Origin of the sequence: Rhodanobacter sp. MP1X3, assembly GCF_014207165.1 — a bacterium.
Lineage (GTDB): Bacteria > Pseudomonadota > Gammaproteobacteria > Xanthomonadales > Rhodanobacteraceae > Rhodanobacter.
This window is the reverse complement of record NZ_JACHCO010000005.1, coordinates 320,373-340,720: the sequence shown is the minus strand read 5'-3', so window position 1 is coordinate 340,720 and position 20,348 is coordinate 320,373. Positions and strand designations below refer to the sequence as shown.

Annotated in this window: 17 protein-coding genes; 13 read left to right on the top strand and 4 right to left on the bottom strand. The window is 58.2% G+C overall.

Going from position 1 to position 20,348, the window contains the following annotated elements; translation table 11 throughout:
• Positions 1 to 45: 45 nt before the first annotated feature.
• Positions 46 to 909 carry a GPO family capsid scaffolding protein gene (locus tag HDE79_RS15230; protein WP_184602925.1) on the bottom strand — a complete coding sequence of 288 codons (864 nt, stop codon included), beginning with the start codon at positions 907 to 909 and terminating at the stop codon, positions 46 to 48.
• A 148-nt stretch (positions 910 to 1,057) separates the two neighbouring features.
• Between HDE79_RS15230 and HDE79_RS15225 the strand changes: the two genes are divergently transcribed.
• Both HDE79_RS15225 and HDE79_RS15220 read left to right on the top strand, forming a co-directional pair.
• Entirely contained in the window at positions 1,058 to 2,818 is a 1,761-nt protein-coding gene (locus HDE79_RS15225) for a terminase family protein (protein ID WP_184602923.1), read from the top strand.
• Entirely contained in the window at positions 2,818 to 3,861 is a 1,044-nt protein-coding gene (locus HDE79_RS15220) for a phage portal protein (protein ID WP_184602921.1), read from the top strand. The genes HDE79_RS15225 and HDE79_RS15220 overlap by 1 nt, the downstream gene beginning before the upstream one ends.
• A gap of 204 nt (positions 3,862 to 4,065) precedes the next feature.
• On the opposite strand, the gene HDE79_RS15215 is transcribed toward HDE79_RS15220, so the two are convergent.
• From HDE79_RS15215 to HDE79_RS15205, 3 genes are read right to left on the bottom strand one after another with little or no spacing between them, the layout of a single operon-like run.
• Entirely contained in the window at positions 4,066 to 4,473 is a 408-nt protein-coding gene (locus HDE79_RS15215) for a hypothetical protein (RefSeq protein WP_184602919.1), read from the bottom strand.
• Positions 4,474 to 4,477: 4 nt separating this feature from the next.
• Positions 4,478 to 6,451 (bottom strand): RHS repeat-associated core domain-containing protein, encoded by a 1,974-nt coding sequence (locus HDE79_RS15210; protein ID WP_255488433.1) that lies wholly within the window; start codon positions 6,449 to 6,451, stop codon positions 4,478 to 4,480.
• A gap of 56 nt (positions 6,452 to 6,507) precedes the next feature.
• Positions 6,508 to 9,990, bottom strand: coding sequence for a DUF6531 domain-containing protein (locus HDE79_RS15205; protein ID WP_255488432.1), 3,483 nt, complete (start codon positions 9,988 to 9,990; stop codon positions 6,508 to 6,510).
• Between the two features lie 1,298 nt (positions 9,991 to 11,288).
• On the opposite strand from HDE79_RS15205, the gene queD reads away from it, so the two are divergent.
• The 11 genes from queD to HDE79_RS15150 all read left to right on the top strand — a co-directional run bounded on the left by queD (position 11,289) and on the right by HDE79_RS15150 (position 20,328).
• Positions 11,289 to 11,651 carry a 6-carboxytetrahydropterin synthase QueD gene (gene queD, locus HDE79_RS15200; RefSeq protein ID WP_184602913.1) on the top strand — a complete coding sequence of 121 codons (363 nt, stop codon included), beginning with the start codon at positions 11,289 to 11,291 and terminating at the stop codon, positions 11,649 to 11,651.
• A 259-nt stretch (positions 11,652 to 11,910) separates the two neighbouring features.
• The gene (locus tag HDE79_RS15195; protein ID WP_255488431.1) at positions 11,911 to 12,240 is read left to right on the top strand and encodes a hypothetical protein; all 330 of its coding nucleotides are present in this window, start codon (positions 11,911 to 11,913) and stop codon (positions 12,238 to 12,240) included.
• Positions 12,241 to 12,243: 3 nt separating this feature from the next.
• Positions 12,244 to 13,053: a F0F1 ATP synthase subunit A gene (gene atpB / locus HDE79_RS15190; RefSeq protein WP_184602911.1), complete on the top strand. Its 810-nt coding sequence runs from the start codon at positions 12,244 to 12,246 to the stop codon at positions 13,051 to 13,053.
• A gap of 65 nt (positions 13,054 to 13,118) precedes the next feature.
• Positions 13,119 to 13,412 (top strand): F0F1 ATP synthase subunit C, encoded by a 294-nt coding sequence (gene atpE, locus HDE79_RS15185; protein ID WP_007807016.1) that lies wholly within the window; start codon positions 13,119 to 13,121, stop codon positions 13,410 to 13,412.
• 104 nt (positions 13,413 to 13,516) lie between these two features.
• The gene (locus tag HDE79_RS15180) at positions 13,517 to 13,987 is read left to right on the top strand and encodes a F0F1 ATP synthase subunit B (RefSeq protein ID WP_184602909.1); all 471 of its coding nucleotides are present in this window, start codon (positions 13,517 to 13,519) and stop codon (positions 13,985 to 13,987) included.
• Between the two features lie 3 nt (positions 13,988 to 13,990).
• The gene (locus tag HDE79_RS15175) at positions 13,991 to 14,524 is read left to right on the top strand and encodes a F0F1 ATP synthase subunit delta (protein ID WP_184602907.1); all 534 of its coding nucleotides are present in this window, start codon (positions 13,991 to 13,993) and stop codon (positions 14,522 to 14,524) included.
• A gap of 88 nt (positions 14,525 to 14,612) precedes the next feature.
• Positions 14,613 to 16,163, top strand: a complete 1,551-nt coding sequence (atpA, locus tag HDE79_RS15170) for a F0F1 ATP synthase subunit alpha (RefSeq protein ID WP_184602905.1) — start codon at positions 14,613 to 14,615, stop codon at positions 16,161 to 16,163.
• A gap of 74 nt (positions 16,164 to 16,237) precedes the next feature.
• On the top strand, positions 16,238 to 17,131 hold the full coding sequence (gene atpG, locus HDE79_RS15165; RefSeq protein WP_184602903.1) for a F0F1 ATP synthase subunit gamma: 894 nt from the start codon (positions 16,238 to 16,240) through the stop codon (positions 17,129 to 17,131).
• A gap of 78 nt (positions 17,132 to 17,209) precedes the next feature.
• Entirely contained in the window at positions 17,210 to 18,622 is a 1,413-nt protein-coding gene (atpD, locus tag HDE79_RS15160; RefSeq protein ID WP_184602901.1) for a F0F1 ATP synthase subunit beta, read from the top strand.
• Between the two features lie 53 nt (positions 18,623 to 18,675).
• Positions 18,676 to 19,101, top strand: a complete 426-nt coding sequence (locus HDE79_RS15155; protein WP_184602899.1) for a F0F1 ATP synthase subunit epsilon — start codon at positions 18,676 to 18,678, stop codon at positions 19,099 to 19,101.
• 144 nt (positions 19,102 to 19,245) lie between these two features.
• Positions 19,246 to 20,328 carry a DUF748 domain-containing protein gene (locus HDE79_RS15150; RefSeq protein ID WP_184602897.1) on the top strand — a complete coding sequence of 361 codons (1,083 nt, stop codon included), beginning with the start codon at positions 19,246 to 19,248 and terminating at the stop codon, positions 20,326 to 20,328.
• Positions 20,329 to 20,348 lie beyond the last annotated feature (20 nt).

Below are 20,348 nucleotides of genomic sequence, written 5' to 3'. Positions count from 1 at the left end.
GGCGATGACGTGGGTCGGCGGTTCGGAAAGAAAGGGTGGATGCGATTAGCAGTCGGTCTGGCCGACATCACCGCCGCCGGTTGCCGCGGGACGCGGCAGACCGCCGGGCGTAGCTTCGAGCTGGGCGCGCAAGCTGGCGAAGTCCTGGCGATGCGTGGCGTTGGCGGCTTCGATGGAATCCAAGCGCGCGCTTAGCGTGCTGAATTGATCGGCGAACCGCTGGGTCAAAGCGGTATGACTGCTGGCGAATTGCTCCAGCGTGTCGGCCATGCTCTGCAAGGCTTCGCCGACGTCGCCCAGCTGGCCGTCGTTGACCTTGAACTTGGTGCTGATCTTGGCGAGCTTGTCCTTGATCGCGGCGAACAGCGTGCTGGCGCTGGTATCGGCCGGTTCGTCTTCCCACTCGATCTCGACAGCATCGGTGGCGGCGGTGAACACGTTGTCCGGATGCTGTTTGCGTGAGGCGAACGGGTTGGCGTCCGGATGCTGCGCGGCGAAGGTGAGGATCTCGGTGCCGAGGCTGGCCGGACTGTCGGTGATGCCGAGGCCCGATAGATAGGGCAGGCCGGTGTCGGCGAATTTCGGGGTGATCTCGATGCTCGAGTAGATCTTCTGGCGAGCCTTCACCAGGTTGACCATTTCTGGCGTGGGATCGATCTGCGCGTACAGCGCGAGTTTGCCCTTGAGTGGACCGTCGGGAATTTCCTCGGCCTTCACGGCGGTGACGTCGCCATACGCCTTGAACGGGCTGTCCGGCGCGTAGCCGCGAATGTGCTCGGCGAAGATGCGCGCGCCGTAAAGCACGGGGTTGTAGGTCGCGGCCATGCCTTGAATAGCGCTGCGCTCGATCGCTCGCCCATCGGAGGTCGCACCTTCGACAGCGACGCGGAAAAACTTGGACTTGGCCATGGACGAAACCTCGGGGTGGCGGCACGTTGGGGAGACGCGGCCATCGTCGGCACCGTGCGCGAGCCGGGCAACGCGGGGCCGATGTACCAACGGGCTGGTACATCGCGGCAGGCAATAGTTACGTCGGTGCGCTTGCGACGATGCCGCCATGTTGATGCCTGTCCCCCACGTCGATCAGCGACGCGCTGCGCGCTCCCTGTTTTTTCGGGGATGGCCGGTCACGGATATCGCCGACGAGCTGGGTATTGCGCGCACCACGATCGAGTCGTGGAAGACACGCGACGCATGGGCGAAGGCGCCGATGATCGAGCGCGCCGAGAGCTGCATCGAGGTGCGGTTCCAGACGCTGATCGAAAAGGAGAAGAAGACCGGCGGCGACTTCAAGGAGATTGATCTGCTCGGTCGGCAGATCGAGCGGCTGGCGCGGGTGCGGCGCTACCAGGCGCCCGGTGGTAACGAGGCTGATCTCAACCCGAACGTCGAGGCGCGCAACACCGGGCCGAAGCGCGCACCGAAGCGCAACGAGTTCACCGAGGAACAGGCCGCGGAGCTACGCCGGCAGTTCCATGAGTCGTTGTTCGCCTATCAGCACAAGTGGCGCACCTCGGCGGATGAGCGCACGCGCATGATCCTCAAGTCGCGCCAGATCGGCGCGACCTGGTACTTCGCACGCGAGGCGTTGGACGATGCGATCGCCACCGGTCGCAATCAGATTTTTCTGAGCGCGTCGAAAGCCCAAGCGCACATCTTCAAGCAGTACATCCGCCAGTTTGCGCAGGAGGCGGTGGGCATCGACTTGAAGGGTGATCCGATCGTTCTCTGGAACGGTGCGCACCTGTATTTCCTCGGCCAGAACGCGCGCACGGCGCAGGGCTATCACGGCAATTTTTACTACGACGAGTTTTTCTGGTCGCAGAATTTCGAGGAGATCAACAAGGTCGCCAGCGGCATGGCGATGCACAAGCAGTGGCGCAAGACGTACTTCAGCACGCCGAGCGCCACGAGCCACGCGGCGTACCCGTACTGGACGGGCGATCGCTACAACCGGCGGCGCAAGAAAGAGGATCGGGTCGAGATTATCACCGACCGCGTCGCGATAGCCGAAGGCCTGCGCTGCGCCGACAAGGTGTGGCGACACCTGGTGACGATCGAGGACGCCGAGCGCGGCGGCTGCGATCTGTTCGACCTGGAGGAACTGCGCACCGAGTACCCGCCGGACGAGTTCGCCAACTTGCTGATGTGCCAGTTCATGGACGACGGCGACAGCCTGTTCACGCTGGCGATGATGCAGGGCTGCATGGTCGACAGCTGGGTCGACTGGACTGACCTCAAGCCGTTGTTGATGCGGCCATTCGGCATGAAGCCGGTGTGGGTGGGTTACGACCCGGCCTTGGGCCAAGGCGGCGATGGTGCCGGGTTGGTGGTGCTGGCACCCCCGGACAAGCCGGGCGGCAAGTTTCGCGCGCTCGAGCGACACCGACTCAAGGGCATGGACTTCGAGGCGCAAGCCGCGTTCATCCGCACCATCACCCAGCGTTACAACGTGCAGCACATCGGCATCGACGTGAGCGGACTGGGCCAGGCGGTGTACCAGTTGGTGATTCAGTTCTTTCCGCTGGTGCGCAAGATTACTTACTCGCCCGACGTGAAGTCGCTGATGGTGATGAAGGCGCAGAACGTGATCGACAAGGGTCGACTCGAGTTCGACGCCGGCTGGGTGGATCTGGCGCAGTCGTTTATGGCGCTCAAGCGGACGATGACCGACTCCGGTCGGCATGTGAAATACAGCGCAGGACGATCCGCGGAAATCGGCCACGCGGATCTCGCGTGGGCCTGCATGCATGCACTGATCAACGAACCGCTGGAAGGTCGCACCGCGGCCAATACCAGCCAGATGGAGCTTTACTGATGCGCAATATGACCGTGACAACCGGTACGGATAACACGCTTGCACCACGGGCGACGGCTTTCAGCTTCGGCGATCCGACGCCGGTGCTGGATGGGCGAGACATCCTCGATTACATCGAAGCGTGGCGTAACGGCAAATGGTACGAGCCACCAGTGTCGCGCGAAGGGCTGGCCAAATCGTTTCGGTCGACACCGCATCACAGCTCGGCGATCTACGTGAAGTGCAACATCCTCACGTCGATGTTCCGGCCACACAAGCTGCTGAGCCGCGAGACGTTCGGTGCGTGGGTGCTGGATTTTTTGGTGTTCGGCGACGGCTACCTGGAGCAGGTGAAGAATCGACTCGGCCAGCCGATGCCGTTGAAGCACGCGCTGGCGAAGTACATGCGCCGAGGTTGCGATGATCTGGACACGTACTTTTTCGTGCAGGGCTGGAAGACGGACCACGAATTCGCCAAGGGCTCGGTGTTCCAGTTGCGCCAGCCGGACGTACACCAGGAGATCTACGGACTGCCGGAGTACCTGTCGGCGCTGCAGAGCGCGTGGCTCAACGAGGCCGGCACCCTGTTTCGTCGCAAGTACTACCTCAACGGCTCGCACGCTGGCTACATCCTGCACCTCACCGATGCGTTGACCGACGAGACACAGGTCGAGGATCTGAAGAAAGCGTTGAAGGAGAGCAAGGGGCCGGGCAATTTTCGCAACCTGTTTCTCTATGCGCCGGGTGGCAAGAAAGACGGCATCCAGATGATCCCGATCAGCGAGGTCGCGGCCAAGGATGAATTCTTCAACATCAAGAACGTCACGCGTGACGACGTGCTTGCCGCACATCGCGTGCCGCCGCAGCTGCTCGGCCTGGTACCGACGGGTACGACGGGGTTCGGGTCGGTGATTCCGGCCGCTCAGGTGTTCGCGGTCAATGAACTACAACCGCTGCAGACGCGCTTCCAGCAGCTCAACGAGTGGATGGGTCAGGAGGTGGTGACGTTCGATGACTACAAGGTCGCTGGCTTGGCTGCCAATGGAACAGATGCTGCTATCTAGCACTATGCAACCTGCTCATGGAAGGACAGATATTGGCTATGCCAATATCTGTCCTTGGCGCGGCTGAACTATTGCAGTTTCGATTCGTCGAGACCGGTGCTGGTAAAGTCCATTTTATGAACGTTTGAGTTGTGCATGCGCCATATACAACAATTCCTCCGAACGTTTGTGCAATTAAATCGATGGCTTGATCCATAGGTATATCTACATGGAACCCGGAAGATGAGGCAGTCCATTCGCCGGCGGCGTGATCGCCTGATTAGAGACTGTTGGACAAGGGGTGTGAATTTGCTTTGAGATCTGCACCCATACATCATCATTCCTAAAGTTAATGACGACTTTGTTATCAATACAATTGATTTTTATGATTTTTGAAGTGAATAAGTGATAGGGCGCATATGTAGTAAGATCATATTTCCACCCAGCCTTTTCTCGATCCAAGAAAATCCTTAAATCAATATATGTTTGATTACTTTTACTAAGTGACACGTTTTTTGTTGCAATCCCATGGTTGTACTCTGCATATGTTAAATCTGATGGATATTCAAAAACAGGTAAATTGACGCGATAAAATGGGAATATGAGCATCAGAATGGCTTTTAAAAAGAACATTTAATCAATACCTCATGCCTAATACGAGATTGAGTAATTTGAAATATTGAGCCTGTGAATAATTTCGGCAGCTATTTGTCATAACGTTATAGGGCCCAGCATTTCCTAGCTGTTTTCTTAGGTACGCTATAGCCGCAAGATCTTCTAATGGAGTTGTTTTGAGATAAAAGCGGTTGTCTATATTTGTGATGGGATCTTCGTCCTCATAGACCTCTCCACTTCCTTTACCACCCGGCGCCGGATCAGCTGCCGATGAAGTCGACTGCTGGGGTGAATCCCTACTCGTCATTCCGAAACTTTGCCCATATAAAGGACCACCAGGCGGGCCGACAACAATTTTTTCGTGTAACCCGCCCACCTGTGCTGTGTTCGCGACGTAGATATCAAGCCCCTTGGGATCAACGAATCTGACAGGATTATTTCCGACATAGGCATAAGTATTGATGCCGCCTGGCAAGCCACTTGGGTCACTCTCCAGATAGCGCCCCAACCCCGAGTTAAAGTCCCGATAACCATTGTTCCAGGTCAGCGTCTCGGCATCGTAGTATTGCCCCGGGAAACCCAAGTTCAACGTGATGTTCGAAACGATAACCTTCTGGGTAAAAGCAAAGTTCTGTGCTCGCCACACCACGTTCTGCGACGCATCCGTCACCGCTTCCGGTCGACCGACTTGGTCGTCATGAATGGCATAGGCCTGGCCATTGGCGATTCGACCGATCATTCGTCCGTTGAGCCATACGTAGTCTGTCCAACCACTCCCCTGGCTCTCCGCCAACATGCCACCATCGCTGCCTGGAGCAAAATAGGTCGTACCTGCACTCCCGGTTTTGCGCAGGCGCTGACCTTCGGGATCGACGTAGTAAGTCATGCCTGACGATGTGTTGAGTCGATTGAAGGCGTCGTAGTTGTACGCTGCTCCACCATTGACTACCGTGCTGTTGCCCTTTGCATCGTAGCCGTAGGTAGCATTGAGCGTCCCCGCGACACTCGCCAATTGATTGCTCGTACTGCTGGGGGTTTCGTTCAGCGCTGTTCCGTTGACGTTCTGGTAGGTGCGATTGCCGTTGGCGTCGTATTGGTAACTCTCGTTATCCGCCCCGGAATAGACCGACGTCAACTGCGACATGTAGTCGTAGCCAAAGTTCTGCGTCAGCGTGTTATCGATGCCGTTGGTGATCTGCGTGATGCGGTCGGCGGCGTCGTAGGTGAAACCCAGGCTCTGCTTGCCAGGCACGCTAATGCCCGCCAGCCGGCCATCGGTGTCGTAGTTCAGGGTGTTGATCAGCCCGTTGCTGGAGGTCCACGACGCCATCGCCATGTCCGTCGGCCGATACGTAATCGCCGTCGCGCCGTTGATCGGTGAGGCGCTGCCGATCTTCAAGGAGACGCCGGAGACGACGCCGTTGGTGTAGTAATAAACGACTTGATTGCTATCGGGGTAATTCACTACGGTAAGGCGACCTACTTCATCGTAATTGAAACCCAGCGCATACGTCGTGCTACCTATAGTAAAGCCACGCCCGCCGATCCATCCTTCCGGCGTATAGCTGTAGGACGTCGCCCCAATAGCATCGCTGTCTGAGCACAGACGACCCAGGCCGTTGGTGCAGTTGTCGTAGGCGAACGTCTGGGTCAGGCCACCGGCACTCACGCTCGTGCGGCGGTTGAGGCCATCGTAGCCATAGGTGGTCTGCACGCCATCGGCACGCGTCATGCTGGACTGACGGCCATAGCCATCGTAGACGAAATTCGTGGTGCCCGTGTCCGGACTGGTCTGTCGCCACAGCAGGCCCAGGCCATCGTGGGCATAGGTCGTCACCAGACCTCGCGGATCGGTGACGCTCGCCACGTGATCACCGGCGTCGTAGGTCATCACCGTGGTGACGCTCTGGGCGAGCAGCGACGCGGGCGACAGTGAAAGTATCAATAACGCCGGTAACAACTTGAGCGGAAGGCTCCGCTTCTTGGGTTCGCACATGGTTTCTTTCCTTGAAGTTTCCACGCGAAATAGGAACAAAGACGAGGAAATTTCCATTAGTCGGTCCCCGTTATTTCTGACGTCAACGTGCAGGTCGAACTCGAAATGTTTGCACCTGCGGCATTAAAAAACGTCACCGTCAGCTGATATATCTCGCCACGTTGTGGCGACGCAGGACCGTAAGTACCGGTCGTATAGTTACTCACGGGATTGGTGCTGATGGCCACCGGTGAAGCCGCCGGGTTGGTCACTGTACCGGCGGACCCCGATTCACCTTGAGAAGGACCCTCAAGAGTCCACGTGTACTGCACCGTTACCGCCGCACTTGGAACCGTGCCCGTTGCCGCTGCCCTATACGCGCCGCCTGTGCTGGGCGAAGCAGTAAACACTTGCCAGGTGTTACTGCCGGTTATATCGAACCCAATAGTCGTGTAGCCAGTTGTCTTCGCGGGGACAGCGTAGCCAACACTGTACGACTGGCCATTAATCGCGATAGGCACAGGAATCGTCACCACGGTCGTACCGGTGGCGCTGTCAGGCCCACAGCCACTGATATTGCAGCCCTGCACGCGATAGCCGTAACTGCCATTCGTTTCGCCACTGACCCCCACACTCGTCGCCGCCGAATTTTGCAGCGTTGTCCAGCCACCCCCGTTGACCTGCTGCTGCACCGTATAGGTGGCCGCACCATTTACCGTGCCCCAGCTCACCGAATAACTGCCCGTGCCATTCGTTGCTGGCACCGTCAGCGCCGGCGCGGTGCTGGGAACTGCTGGCAGGCTGACCGTGATAGTTCCCACCGCACTCCATGGACCACAGCCCACCGCGTTACAGGCCTGCACCTGATACCCGTAACTGCCACTGGCCCGTCCACTGGCATTCCAGCTCGTGGCCGCCGCCGATTGCACCGTCGTCCAGCTGCCGCCGTTCAACCGCTCCTGCAGGGTGTAACTGCTCGTGTTCGCGACACTGGTCCAGGTCACCGAATAACTGCCCGTGGTGCTGCTCGCCGGTACCGTGAGTGACGGTGCGGAGGTGGGCGCCGACGGTACGTTGACCGTGACAGAACCAGCTGCGCTCAACGGACCGCAACCCGTCGAATTACAGGCCTTCACCTGATAGGCATAGGTGCCGTTGGCTTTACCGCTAGCGCCCCAGCTCGTCGCTGCGCCATTGGCCACAATGACAGCGCCCCCGCCATTCGCCTGTTCCTGCACGATGTAACGGGTCGCCCCACTCACTGTCGTCCAGGTCACGGTATAGGCGCCGGTCGTACTAGTGGCGGGGACCGTCAGTGTCGGTGCCGTTGTGGGCATTGGCGGACTCGCACCGCCGGTCTCGGTCGTCTGGCTGACCCGGTCCAGATGATCGTATTGATTGGTCACTACGTGACCGGCGGCATTCGTCGCCGTCAGCACATTGCCGTTGCCATCGTAACCGTAGGTCACTGTCTGGCCGTTATTGCCAATCTTCTGATACAGCCGACCCAGAGCGTCGTACTGCGCTGTCTCGGACAAACCGACATCGCTGCCGCGCGTGACGACGTGACTGGTTACATCGCCGTTGGGATCGTACCCAAACGTCTCGGTCGACGTGCCGTCCTTGTCGTTGTGCGTGATGGTTTGCACCATCATTTCCGCATTGCGATTCCAAGTGGTCACCTCGTTATCGGGTGTTGTCAGCGTGTAGAGCAGCCCGAAGCCATCGTAGGTATACGTCCACGTCCCGGCGACGCCGTAGGGATGCGTTGTCTTGGTGGCGATGCGACCACGCGTATCGTAGGTGTAATCGGTGGCATCCCCGTTGGGTCCCACGACATGCTGGACTTCGTTGAGCCCGTTGTAGTTGCTGTTGGTCGTGGTGTGGCCTAGGCCGTCGGCAAAGGAGCTCACGTTACCTAGCGCGTCGTACGTCGTCACGTCGGTGTCGCTGTTGTTCGGCGACGGATGCGTCACCGACATCGTTTGCACCATGCCATTGGCGTACAGCGTGTAGTTGTAGGTGGTGGTCAGCGTCTGGTTGGCGGTGCCGTTGGCCGACAGGTTGGTCACGGCCAGGGAGGCTAGGCGATTCTGCGCGTTATAGGTGTAGGCGGTCTTGGACCAGCCCTCGACCGTCACACTGGTCAGGCGATTCAGCTGCGCATTGGGGTCCCAGACGTAGTCGGTCGTCCGTGCCTGCGTCGTCCCCGAGGCCTCTGTCTCCGTCTGCAGCTGGCCGTTGGCCGCATAGGTGTACGTGTGAACGTTGCCGTTGTTGTCCACCGTCTGCTGTAGAAACCCGTTGCTGTCGTATGTACGCGAGTTAACGGTCGACCCACAGTCGGAAACGGCTGTATCGCTAACGGACGCCAGCAAGTTACTGGCGTTGTAGGTTTTTGTTGCCGTATGGCCCAATGGGTTTGTGACAGCAGCCGATACGATTCCCGTTCCACCCGCAACATACTGAATGCTCGACTGCTGGGAATTGTCCGCCAGATATTCGCTCGTCGCATAACCCGTCGTATTATCGTAACTCGTGTACGCGTAAGGGGTGCCGTTATAATCAATTTCGGTAAGGCGCTCAATACCCTCACTGGTAAACGAGCCGTATTTATAGGTAACAACTGTCGCCGGCGTACCCGGATAGGTGACAGAGGCGATATCGGTTGGATGAGCATTTGCAGCGTAACCGTTGCCGGTTTTATAGGTATAAACATTACCACCGGGGTCGGTAACCGTAATAACGTTCGTATAAGTCGACCCGTTTAAAGTGCTTTGCTCGTTGATGGTGATGTACTGGCCGTTGGTATGTGTGACCTTGATGGGCTCAGATTGCGGTGCGGTAACACCCGGGGCGAAAGTGAATGTCCAGCCGATGCCCGATACGTCAACGATCGACTGAATTTGGCCAATGGCGGAGTACGTTTGTGTCGTACTGTCTTCATCCTTGAGTACAAATGTTCCATCAGCATTGTGGGTAAGGCTAGCTGCGCCCTGCGTCCAAGTGGAATAGATCGTTGGATCGGCGTTAAAAACGATGGTAGAACCATCGGGTCTATAAATGCTTACTTGATGGCATTTCCCACTAAGTGCGCCTTGGCATGTCGGGTCAAGCCAATAGGAAAAATTATCATTCCAGTTGGGATTTGTGGCGGTATTGTAGTAGCGCTCGTATTTCAAGCCCATTTCGCCGGGGAGCGCGAAATCGGTATAGCCAAGCACTTTACTTCCCGTGCTTAAAACGATGGGATCGCCGACGCGGCCTTCGCATCCACTGGGATCAAATATTTTCTTAACTGTGGTCTTTTGATTGGTACTTTTGGCGAAGTGTCCGAGGACATTTACCGCCGGAAGCGCTGTCGCATTCGTTTGCTGTACACCGGGAGCGACAGACACGGGGTTAGCCGTCGGGTCAGAAGGTCCAATGACATAATTCTTCTGCAAAAGTTTTGCGTTGGCAGGATCTGGGCCAGTAGCTGCGTACGCCGATCCGATTACCACAGATAAAAGACAAACGCCGTACAACCCAATCTTGGTATTTATTGCTTTTGTTTTCATTAGGAGTCCGTTCCCACGGGGGAATTAGAAATTGAGCGAAAGGGCAGGCTTTATATTCGCCTGGAAATTAAGCGGTCTAGGGATTCCGCTGCATTCCCCATCAAGGCCTGCCCCTATGTACTGATCACCGAGCGCTTAAAATTCAGGTTTGCATTTGGCAAATGCCAGCGGCGCATGGGAACCACGTTGAGACGTTAATCTCAACGTGAATAATTTCGCGAACACGCGATCGTTGGAACGTACTTGCCCGGTCATCCCCTATCCCCTGACTCATCCATGCGCGAATTCATCCTACTCCGCGCCGACGGAGGGTGCGGCTGACGAGCCTAACTTGTCAAGCGCGCATGGATATCGTCATGCGTCCGGGGTCTTGCACGTCACCCGAGCCGCGCAGTTTCCCCCGCCGCACCCGCGTGGTCTTTAGAGATCGATTCTGACGATGGTATCTACAGGCGCCACACGGCGCTGTGTGGCTCTCACGAAGAACTTGGGAAGCCGCCATATATGACGCAGAACGACGCACCAAAGAACCGAATCCCAAAAGAGAAAGGCCCCCTTTCAGAAAGGGGGCCAGTGAACCGCGCAAAGGGGATTGCTAACGGTTCGTGGCGCCCGGTGCATCGGTAAGGAACCAGACTTCCCGGGCGAGGACAGATTGCTGCTACGGCGACGGGACGCCTAGCGGGTAATGACCCGTGACTGCGTAGGCATCTGCTGATGCCTTGTCAGGTGCTGGGCTAGTCACTTTGACCACGATAAGCGGGTGGGGTGCGGAAAAAGGTAATCACGGTGATATGCGGTCAAATGTGGCATAACTTCATGATTTTATTCATTAAATAAATTACCTTTTGAAGGTAATTCCAGGTAACTGGCAAGGTAATTTAAATTTAACCATTTGATTCGAAAGGGTTTTATTTCTTGCCGACGTTACCCTTTGCTATGGTAATTGATTACTTTCAAATTACTATTAAATTACCTTTGGCGTTTGTCCGTATTGCTTTGATTTTTTTGACTAAATAGTCAATGTTGAGCAACGGGTTACCTTGATTACCTTTTGCCGAACGGCTCGGAAATTTTGGCCAGTTAAAGGGGAATGTTCGAGCGTTGGGGCTGATCTTTCGGTAACATTGACTAAACCGGCGCCGCCGCGCTGGGGTACTTGTGGTGGTACGTGTACAGAAGGTCTTAATTATTACCTTTTGTATCATGAACTTACGGTTCTAGTGCGGCGGTACCTATAGCCACCATTTCAGGCGTGTATTGCTCCGCCAACCCACTCCGGCACGCGGGCGTTTGCCATGCAGATCTTCAAGGTATTTCAGCTGGAGGCAGCGCATAAGTTGCCGAATGTGCCGGCAGGACATAAGTGCGCGCGTCTGCATGGCCATTCGTTTCGCATTGAAATTCACGTGGCGGGCGAGCCGGATCCTGCGATGGGATGGGTCATGGATTTCGCCGACCTCAAGACGGCGTTCGCTCCGCTTTACGATCAGTTGGATCACCATTATCTCAACGACATCGAGGGGCTAGAGAATCCCACCAGCGAAATGCTCGCCCGCTGGATCTGGCAGCGACTGGAACCGCGTCTAGCGGGATTGGACAAGGTCGTCGTGCATGAAACCTGCAGCTCGGGCGCGACCTGCAGCCGGGCCAGTTTTTGAGTCGACATCCTGACGTAAAAATATGACCTTCATGGTGCCGAACTGAGTCGCGGCAGTAGCTGAAGTGTGCCGCACTGCAGCGCAAAATCTTCACGTTACAAGTCTCGATGCGAGAGTTGCGCGGTTGTCGTCTAGCAGGAGCGGCTGATATACTTTTCGGGATTGGGATCGTGGCCCGTAGCTGTAGCGGTGCCGCCTGGTGTAAACCGTGCGGGGACCTTACTTGCTAAATAGTCTTGCCTCCGGTCGACGTCTAGCCTTGCGCACCGTATTGCTGCAGCTTGCTGTAGCCGTGTTGGCCGGCCTTGTTTTTTTGACGCTGGGGCGTCGTGAAGCGATGTCAGCCGCTATGAGTGCGGCATTCGTGGCGCTCGGCACCATGCTGTTCTCGATGCGATTTTTTAGCGGATTGAACGGTGCGGGTATGGCTTTCAGCCGGTTGATCGCGGGCGTGATTCTGAAATGGTTCGTGATCGTCGGGGGGCTGTTTTTGATCCTGGCTAAATTCAAGCTGCCACCGCTCGCCGCCATTACGGGGTTGGTGGCTGCCCTCGCGGTTTACTTATTTGCATTCAGATTCAAGGGTTGAGACATGGCAGGCGAGCCGCAGGGCGGACTAACCGAATACATTCAGCACCACTTGACGCATCTCATCCCGATGAATGTCGAAAAGGGTGCGTTTTGGGCGGTGCATATCGATTCGGTCAGCGTATCGCTGGCGCTTGGTGTGGTGTTCTGCCTGCTGTTCTGGCTGAAGGCACGCAAGGCGACGGCTGGTGTGCCGGGCCGCGGGCAGGCGTTCGTCGAGATCGTGCTCGAGTTTGTTGACGGTCAGGTCAAGGACGTCTTCCACGGAGATCGCCGCGTACTGGGGCCACTCGCGCTGACCGTGTTTGTCTGGGTACTGCTGATGAACGCGATGGATCTGCTGCCGGTGGATCTGTTGCCGCTGATCACGGAAAAGTTCGGTCTCGGCCACTTCCGCTCCGTGCCGACGGCTGACATCAACATGACGTTCGCGATGTCGCTGACCGTCTTTGTACTGATCATCTTCTACAGCTTCAAGGCCAAGGGTTTTGGCGGCTACATGCACGAGCTGTTTACCGCGCCGTTTGGCGCGAATCCGCTGCTGTGGATCCCCAATTTTCTGCTCAACGTCGTCGAACTGCTTTCCAAGCCCGTCAGCTTGGCGATGCGACTGTTTGGCAACATGTATGCGGGCGAGCTCGTGTTCATGCTGATCGCCGGATTGTTCAGCGCCGGCAGCTGGGTGCTTTATGGCATGGGCATCATTGGTTACACCGTGTGGGGCATTTTCCACATTCTGATCATCGGCATTCAGGCGTTTATTTTCATGGTGCTGACGATCGTGTACATCTCGATGGCGCACGATCACCATTGATTGCAGTTTCCGCATCACTCATTTAATCAAATAATTTTTCAGCTTCAATTTGCCAGGAGACCACCGTGGAACATCTCGTTCAATTTGCACAAATCCAGGGCTTTACCGCCATTGCTCTCGGCCTGATCATCGGTTTTGGTGCGCTCGGCGCCTGTATCGGTATCGGCATCATGGGCTCTAAGTTCCTCGAAGCCGCTGCACGTCAGCCGGAGCTGGTTCCGCTGTTGCAGGGTCGCATGTTCCTGTTGGCTGGTCTGATCGACGCGGCGTTCCTGATCGGCGTGGCGCTGGCGATGTACTTCGCCGTGGCGAACCCGCTCCTGGGCAAGGTTCTGTCGGCTGCAGGCGCTGGCCAGTAAGTTTCATGTTCCTGGCGCGCCGCGTTTGCGGTGTCGCCGTGTATCCGGCGCGGGTGTATTGATATCCGTACCGGTTTCATTCCGTATCTACAGGTAACGCAGCGATGGATTTCAACGCGACCTTGATTGGCGAAATGCTTTCGTTCGCCATCTTGATCTGGTTCTGTGTCCACTTCATCTGGCCGCATCTCACAAAGGCTATTGAGGATCGGCAGGTCAAGATTGCCGAAGGTCTCAATGCGGCTGAGCGTGCGCATGCTGAATTGCGTGAGGCTGACACCAAGGTTGCCGCTGAAATCAAGGTAGCCCGCCAGCAGGCGACCGAGATCATCGACAAGGCCCAGCAGCAGGCTAATCAGATCATCGAAAAGGCTCGCGCCGAAGCGGTGATCGAAATCAACCGGCTGAAGGCTTCCGCGCAGGACGATATCGCCTCGATGGCGCAGCGTGCGCGTGATCAGCTGCGTGAGCAGGTGGGTGCGTTGGCCGTGCAGGGCGCCAGCAAGATCGTGCAGCGCGAGGTCGATGCATCGACGCACAAGGCGTTGCTCGACCAGCTCGCGGCCGAGATCTGATCGATGGCCCAGGCAATCACCCTCGCCCGTCCGTATGCTCGCGCTGCTTTTGAAGTAGCGCACGCGGCTGGGTCGCTGGATAGCTGGTCGCAGTCGCTGGCGTTCGCGGCGGCGGTTTCGGCGGATGCCCGCGTGGTCGATCTCGACAATGATCCCCGGGTCAAGCCCGAGCAGATCGTGGCACTGCATTTGCCCAATGGCATCTCTGCTGATGCGCCGTTTGCACAGTTTCTGGCCGAGCTGGTCGAAAACCGTCGGGTCACGTTGCTGCCTGAAGTGGCCGAACTGTTTGAAGCCTACAAGCGCGAATCCGAGTCACAGTTGCTGGTCAAGGTGACCAGCGCGATGGCGCTGGATGCCTCTCAGTCCGAGCAGCTGAAGGTGTCGCTCAAGCGCCGCTTCAAGCGCGAGATTGAACTCGAGACCGAGGTCGATGCGTCGCTGCTGGCTGGTGTGGTGATCGATACCGGTAGTGAAGTGATTGACGGTTCCGCCCGCGGACGTCTGGCCCGTATGGCCAGCGCGTTGGCAGTTTAAGTTTTACGCGAAGTCCTTTTCGCGGAAGAGTAAAAGCCGGCCATCCGTGGCCGGACTCTTGAGAAAACAAAATTTCAGGATAACGACCATGTCCAGCACCACTTTGAATCCGTCTGAAATCAGCGAGCTGATCAAGACCCGCATCGAGCAGTTCAAGCTCGGCGCCGAAGCACGCAACGAAGGCACGATCATCAGCGTGTCCGACGGCATCGTGCGCATCCACGGCCTGGCCGATGTGATGCAGGGCGAAATGATCGAGCTGCCGGGCAACTCGTTTGCGCTGGCGCTGAACCTTGAGCGCGATTCCGTCGGCGCCGTGGTGCTCGGTGAATACCAGCATCTGCGCGAGGGCGACACCGCCAAGACCACCGGCCGCATTCTCGAAGTGCCGGTTGGCCCGGAGTTGCTCGGCCGCGTCGTCGATGCGCTGGGCAACCCGATCGACGGCAAGGGCCCGCTCGGTGCCAAGCTCAACGCGGCGATCGAAAAGGTGGCGCCTGGCGTGATCTGGCGCAAGTCGGTCGACCAGCCGCTGCAGACCGGCTACAAGTCGGTCGACGCGATGATTCCGGTTGGCCGCGGTCAGCGTGAGCTGATCATCGGCGACCGCCAGACCGGCAAGACCGCGCTGGCGATCGACGCGATCATCGCGCAGAAGGATTCCGGCGTTAAGTGCATCTACGTGGCCATCGGCCAGAAGCGTTCGTCAATCGCCAACGTGGTGCGCAAGCTGGAGTCGCATGGCGCGCTGGCCTACACCATCGTCGTGGTTGCTTCGGCCTCCGAGTCGGCGGCGCTGCAGTATGTGGCACCGTATTCCGGTTGTGCGATGGGTGAGTATTTCCGCGATCGCGGCGAAGACGCGCTGATCGTGTATGACGATTTGTCCAAGCAGGCCGTGGCCTATCGCCAGATCTCGCTGTTGCTGAAGCGCCCGCCGGGTCGCGAAGCGTATCCGGGCGACGTGTTCTATCTCCACTCGCGTCTGCTCGAGCGCGCATCGCGCGTGTCCGAGGAGTACGTCGAGAAGTTCACCAACGGTGAAGTGAAGGGCAAGACCGGTTCGCTGACCGCGCTGCCGATCATCGAGACCCAGGGCGGTGACGTGTCGGCGTTCGTGCCGACCAACGTGATCTCGATCACCGACGGCCAGATCTTCCTGGAAACCGACCTGTTCAACGCCGGCATCCGTCCGGCCGTGAACGCCGGTATCTCGGTGTCCCGCGTCGGCGGTGCCGCGCAGACCAAGATCGTCAAGAAGCTGTCCGGCGGCGTGAAGCTGGCACTGGCACAGTACCGTGAGCTGGCCGCGTTCGCGCAGTTCGCCTCGGATCTGGACCCGGCCACACGCGCGCAGCTGGATCGCGGTCAACGCGTGACTGAGCTGATGAAGCAGGGCCAGTATTCGCCGCTGTCGATCGCCGAGTTGGCGCTGTCGGTGTACGCGGCTGAGAAGGGCTACCTCGATGACCTGGCGGTCAACAAGGTACTGCCGTTCGAGAAGGGCCTGCATGCCTTCATGCACCAGAATCACGAAGAGCTGATGACCAAGATCGTCGCTACCGGTGACTGGAACAACGAGATCGAAGCCGTCTTCAAGTCGTCGGTGGACGAATACAAGAAGACCGGTAGCTGGTAAGCAGAAATCGGAAACAGGATGCGGCACCGAGTCGCCATCCTGTCCCACGAGCGAGCAGAACGAGCGGATAGAGCATGGCAAGCGGACGCGAAATCAAAACCAAGATCAAGAGCACGCAGAACATGCGCAAGGTCACGCGCGCGCTCGAAATGGTCTCGGCGGCGAAAATCCGCCGCGCGCAGGACATGATGAAGGCCTCGCGCCCGTATGCCCGTTCGATGCGCAAGGTGATTGCGCATGTAGCCCAGGCCAGCACCGATTTCAGCCATCCGTTCCTGACCCAGCGCGAGAACATTGCGCGCGTGGGATACATCGTGGTTTCGACCGATCGCGGCCTGTGCGGTGGCCTCAATTCCAACCTGTTCCGCCGACTGCTGCCGGCGATTGCCGAATGGCACAAGCAGGGCGTGGAAGTGGACGTGGTGGCCGTTGGCCAGAAAGCGATTTCGTTCTTTCGTCGTATCAAGGGCGTCAACCTGATCGGCAGCGTCAGCCATCTCGGCGAAAAGCCCAAGCTCGAGCAGTTAATCGGCGTGATCAAGGTGATGATGGACGTCTATACGTCCAATGGCCTGGATCGGGTATTTCTCGCCTATAACGACTTCGTTAACACGATGACGCAGAAGCCCACCATCGATGCGTTGCTGCCACTGCCGGCTGTGGCGGCGGAGATGGAAAACACAGATGGCGTCAAGCTCGAGCAGACGAACGAGTGGGACTACATCTACGAGCCCGACGCACAGACTGTGCTTGAGCATGTGCTGGCCCGTTACGTCGAGTCGCTGGTGTACCAGGCTGCGCTGGAGAATCTGGCCAGCGAGCACGCGGCGCGCATGGTTGCCATGAAGAGCGCATCGGACAACGCGAACAAGGTAATCGACGAGTTGACGCTGATCTACAACAAGGCGCGTCAGGCCGCGATCACCCAGGAAATTTCGGAAATTGTGGGCGGCGCAGCGGCGGTGTAAGCGCCGCGGTAATTAAATAATTGGCGACGCGTAGCGGCGCCGCAACAGAAACTTGAAAGATCCATCCGGAGCAGGTTCATGAGCCAAGGCAAAGTAGTTCAGATCATCGGTGCGGTTGTCGACGTGGAGTTTGCCCGTCACGAAGTGCCACAGGTCTATGACGCACTGAAAATCGACGGCACCGAGATCACGCTGGAAGTGCAGCAGCAGCTCGGCGACGGTATCGTGCGCTGCATCGCGCTCGGTTCCACCGACGGCCTGCGCCGCAACCTCGTTGCGCGCAACACCGGTGAAGGCATCAAGGTGCCGGTTGGCAAGGCCACGCTCGGTCGCATCATGGACGTGCTGGGCAACCCGATCGACGAGGCTGGCCCGATCGGCGAGCAGGATCAGTGGGTGATCCATCGCGAGGCGCCGAGCTATGACGACCAGGCGGCGGCCAACGACCTGCTGGAAACCGGTATCAAGGTGATCGACCTGATTTGCCCGTTCGCCAAGGGCGGCAAGGTCGGCCTGTTCGGTGGTGCTGGCGTGGGCAAGACGGTCAACATGATGGAGCTGATCAACAACATCGCCAAGGCACACGAAGGCTTGTCGGTGTTCGCTGGCGTCGGTGAGCGTACCCGCGAGGGCAACGACTTCTACCACGAGATGAAAGACTCCAACGTGCTCGACAAGGTCGCAATGGTCTACGGCCAGATGAACGAGCCGCCGGGCAACCGCCTGCGCGTCGCGCTGACCGGTCTGACCATGGCCGAGTACTTCCGCGACGAGAAGGACGCCAACGGCAAAGGCCGTGACGTGCTGTTCTTCGTCGACAACATCTATCGCTACACACTGGCCGGTACCGAAGTGTCCGCGCTGCTCGGCCGTATGCCATCGGCGGTGGGTTACCAGCCGACGCTGGCCGAGGAAATGGGCGTGCTGCAGGAGCGCATCACCTCGACCAAGACCGGCTCGATCACCTCGATCCAGGCCGTGTACGTGCCCGCGGATGACTACACCGATCCGTCGCCGGCCACGACCTTCGTGCATCTGGACTCGACCGTCGCGCTGTCGCGCGAAATCGCCAGCCTGGGTATCTACCCGGCCGTCGATCCGCTGGCTTCGACCAGCCGTCAGCTCGATCCGCTGGTGATCGGCGTCGAGCACTACGAAGTGGCTCGCAAGGTGCAAGGCACGTTGCAGCGCTACAAGGAACTGAAGGACATCATCGCGATTCTCGGCATGGACGAGTTGAGCGAAGAAGACAAACAGTCCGTCACGCGCGCGCGCAAGATCGAACGCTTCTTCTCGCAGCCGTTCCACGTGGCTGAAGTGTTCACCGGTTCGCCGGGCAAGTACGTGCCGCTGAAGGAAACCATCCGCGGCTTCAAGATGATCGTCGACGGCGACGTGGATCACCTGCCCGAGCAGGCTTTCTACATGGTCGGTGGCATCGACGAGGCGATCAAGAAAGCCGAAGACATGGGCGCCAAGAAGGCGGCCTGATTTCGCGGGGCGGCTTCATGCCGCCCACCGCTCTTGCATTCGGAACCTGAGTCATGACCAATACCATTCGCGTCGACATCGTCAGTGCCGAAGCCGAGATCTTCTCCGGCGACGCGACGATGGTCATTGCTACCGGCGAGCTCGGTGAGCTAGGTATTACACCTCGCCACGCGCCGCTGATCACTCGCCTCAAGCCCGGCCATGTCGACGTGGTGCTGGACGGCGGTGAGCGTCAGCAGTTCTACGTCTCTGGCGGCATTCTGGAAGTGCAGCCTCAGGTGATCACCGTGCTGGCCGATACGGCCGCCCGCGCGTCGGATCTGGACGAAGCCGCCGCGCAGCGTGCCAAGAAGGAAGCCGAAGACGCCCTCGCGCATCGCACCGAAGCGGTCGATATTGCCGAGGCCCAGGCCAAGCTGGCCGAGGCGATGGCCCAGCTGCAGGCGTTGGAGCGTTTGCGCAAGAATCTCAAGCACTGAGTTCGTGACTGTTTCGTGGAAATAAGAAACGCCGGCCTCGCGCCGGCGTTTTGCCATACGTGCATCTCTACACCGCCGGTTCTTGCCAGCACGCGGACATTCGCACGACTAGAATGCAGTGACTCGCACTGCGGACCGATCACCATGAAGCTCCATTACCGCCGCCACCTGGCCGTGCTGCTGATCGTTATCGTGCTGCTGTTGATCGTGCGGGCCGTGCTGCCGTACGCGGTGCGTCACTATCTCAACACCCGCATGGACAAGATGGGCGACTACCACGGTCAGATCGCCGATATCGATCTGCACCTCTGGCGCGGCAGTTACACGATCAACCAGCTGAGCATCGTCAAGGACGCCGGCAAATTGCCAGCGCCGCTGTTGGATGCCCCCCGCACCGATATCTCGCTGAGTTGGAGTGCGCTCACTCATGGCGTCTTTCGCGGCAAGGTGACCTTTACCCAGCCGACAATCAATTTTTTCGATGGAGGCAGCCAGGGCGATAGCCAGACCGGCAAGGGCGTCGACTGGCGCGATCAGCTCAAGCTGCTGGCGCCGATGCGGCTGGACGAAATCAATGTCATCAACGGCACGGTCACCTTTCAGAGTTTCGTGTCGAGCCCGCGTGTCGATCTGAAGATGACCGACGTCAACGGCACGGTTACCAACCTCACCAATATTCAGCGCCGCAACGGTAACCGCGTCGCGGAGCTCCATGCTACCGCGAAGATCTTCGGCGGCGCACCGTTCGAAACTCAGGCGACGTTCGACCCGTTGCAGCAACTTGGCGATTTCTCCTACGAACTGCGCGCCACCAATATCCAGCTGGTGAAGGCCAATGATCTGGCGCGGGCTTATGCGGGCCTTGATTTTGCTGGTGGCACCGGAGATTTCACGATGGAGCTGCAGGCCAAGGATGGACGTTTGGACGGCTATGCCAAGCCGCTATTCCATAACCTGCAAATCTTCAGCTGGAAACAAGACGTAGAGCAGGAAAAGAAAAGCCCGCTCAAGATCGCCTACGAGGCTGTCGCCCAGGGTATGGTTTCGGTGTTCAAGAATCAGGAGAAGGACCAGTTCGGCACCCGCGTGCCGATCTCTGGGCGCATTGGCGACAAGCACGCCGAGCCGTCGCAGGCGATTCTGGGCATTCTGCACAACGCGTTCGTGCAGGCGTACACGCCGCAACTGGAAAAGCTGAAGCCGGCCAGCGATGCGCCGAAAGAGTAGTGAGAGCAGATCTTGATCAA

Bases quoted from the DNA above. Each gene is read 5' to 3' on its own strand.
- queD (WP_184602913.1), top strand. From the start codon at position 11,289: ATGCAGATCTTCAAGGTATTTCAGCTGGAGGCAGCGCATAAGTTGCCG.
- atpA (WP_184602905.1), top strand. From the start codon at position 14,613: ATGTCCAGCACCACTTTGAATCCGTCTGAAATCAGCGAGCTGATCAAG.
- HDE79_RS15225 (WP_184602923.1), top strand. From the start codon at position 1,058: ATGTTGATGCCTGTCCCCCACGTCGATCAGCGACGCGCTGCGCGCTCC.
- atpG (WP_184602903.1), top strand. From the start codon at position 16,238: ATGGCAAGCGGACGCGAAATCAAAACCAAGATCAAGAGCACGCAGAAC.
- HDE79_RS15155 (WP_184602899.1), top strand. From the start codon at position 18,676: ATGACCAATACCATTCGCGTCGACATCGTCAGTGCCGAAGCCGAGATC.
- HDE79_RS15215 (WP_184602919.1), bottom strand. From the start codon at position 4,473: ATGTTCTTTTTAAAAGCCATTCTGATGCTCATATTCCCATTTTATCGC.
- HDE79_RS15220 (WP_184602921.1), top strand. From the start codon at position 2,818: ATGCGCAATATGACCGTGACAACCGGTACGGATAACACGCTTGCACCA.
- HDE79_RS15210 (WP_255488433.1), bottom strand. From the start codon at position 6,451: ATGTGCGAACCCAAGAAGCGGAGCCTTCCGCTCAAGTTGTTACCGGCG.
- atpB (WP_184602911.1), top strand. From the start codon at position 12,244: ATGGCAGGCGAGCCGCAGGGCGGACTAACCGAATACATTCAGCACCAC.
- HDE79_RS15230 (WP_184602925.1), bottom strand. From the start codon at position 909: ATGGCCAAGTCCAAGTTTTTCCGCGTCGCTGTCGAAGGTGCGACCTCC.
- HDE79_RS15205 (WP_255488432.1), bottom strand. From the start codon at position 9,990: ATGAAAACAAAAGCAATAAATACCAAGATTGGGTTGTACGGCGTTTGT.
- atpD (WP_184602901.1), top strand. From the start codon at position 17,210: ATGAGCCAAGGCAAAGTAGTTCAGATCATCGGTGCGGTTGTCGACGTG.
- HDE79_RS15175 (WP_184602907.1), top strand. From the start codon at position 13,991: ATGGCCCAGGCAATCACCCTCGCCCGTCCGTATGCTCGCGCTGCTTTT.
- HDE79_RS15180 (WP_184602909.1), top strand. From the start codon at position 13,517: ATGGATTTCAACGCGACCTTGATTGGCGAAATGCTTTCGTTCGCCATC.
- HDE79_RS15150 (WP_184602897.1), top strand. From the start codon at position 19,246: ATGAAGCTCCATTACCGCCGCCACCTGGCCGTGCTGCTGATCGTTATC.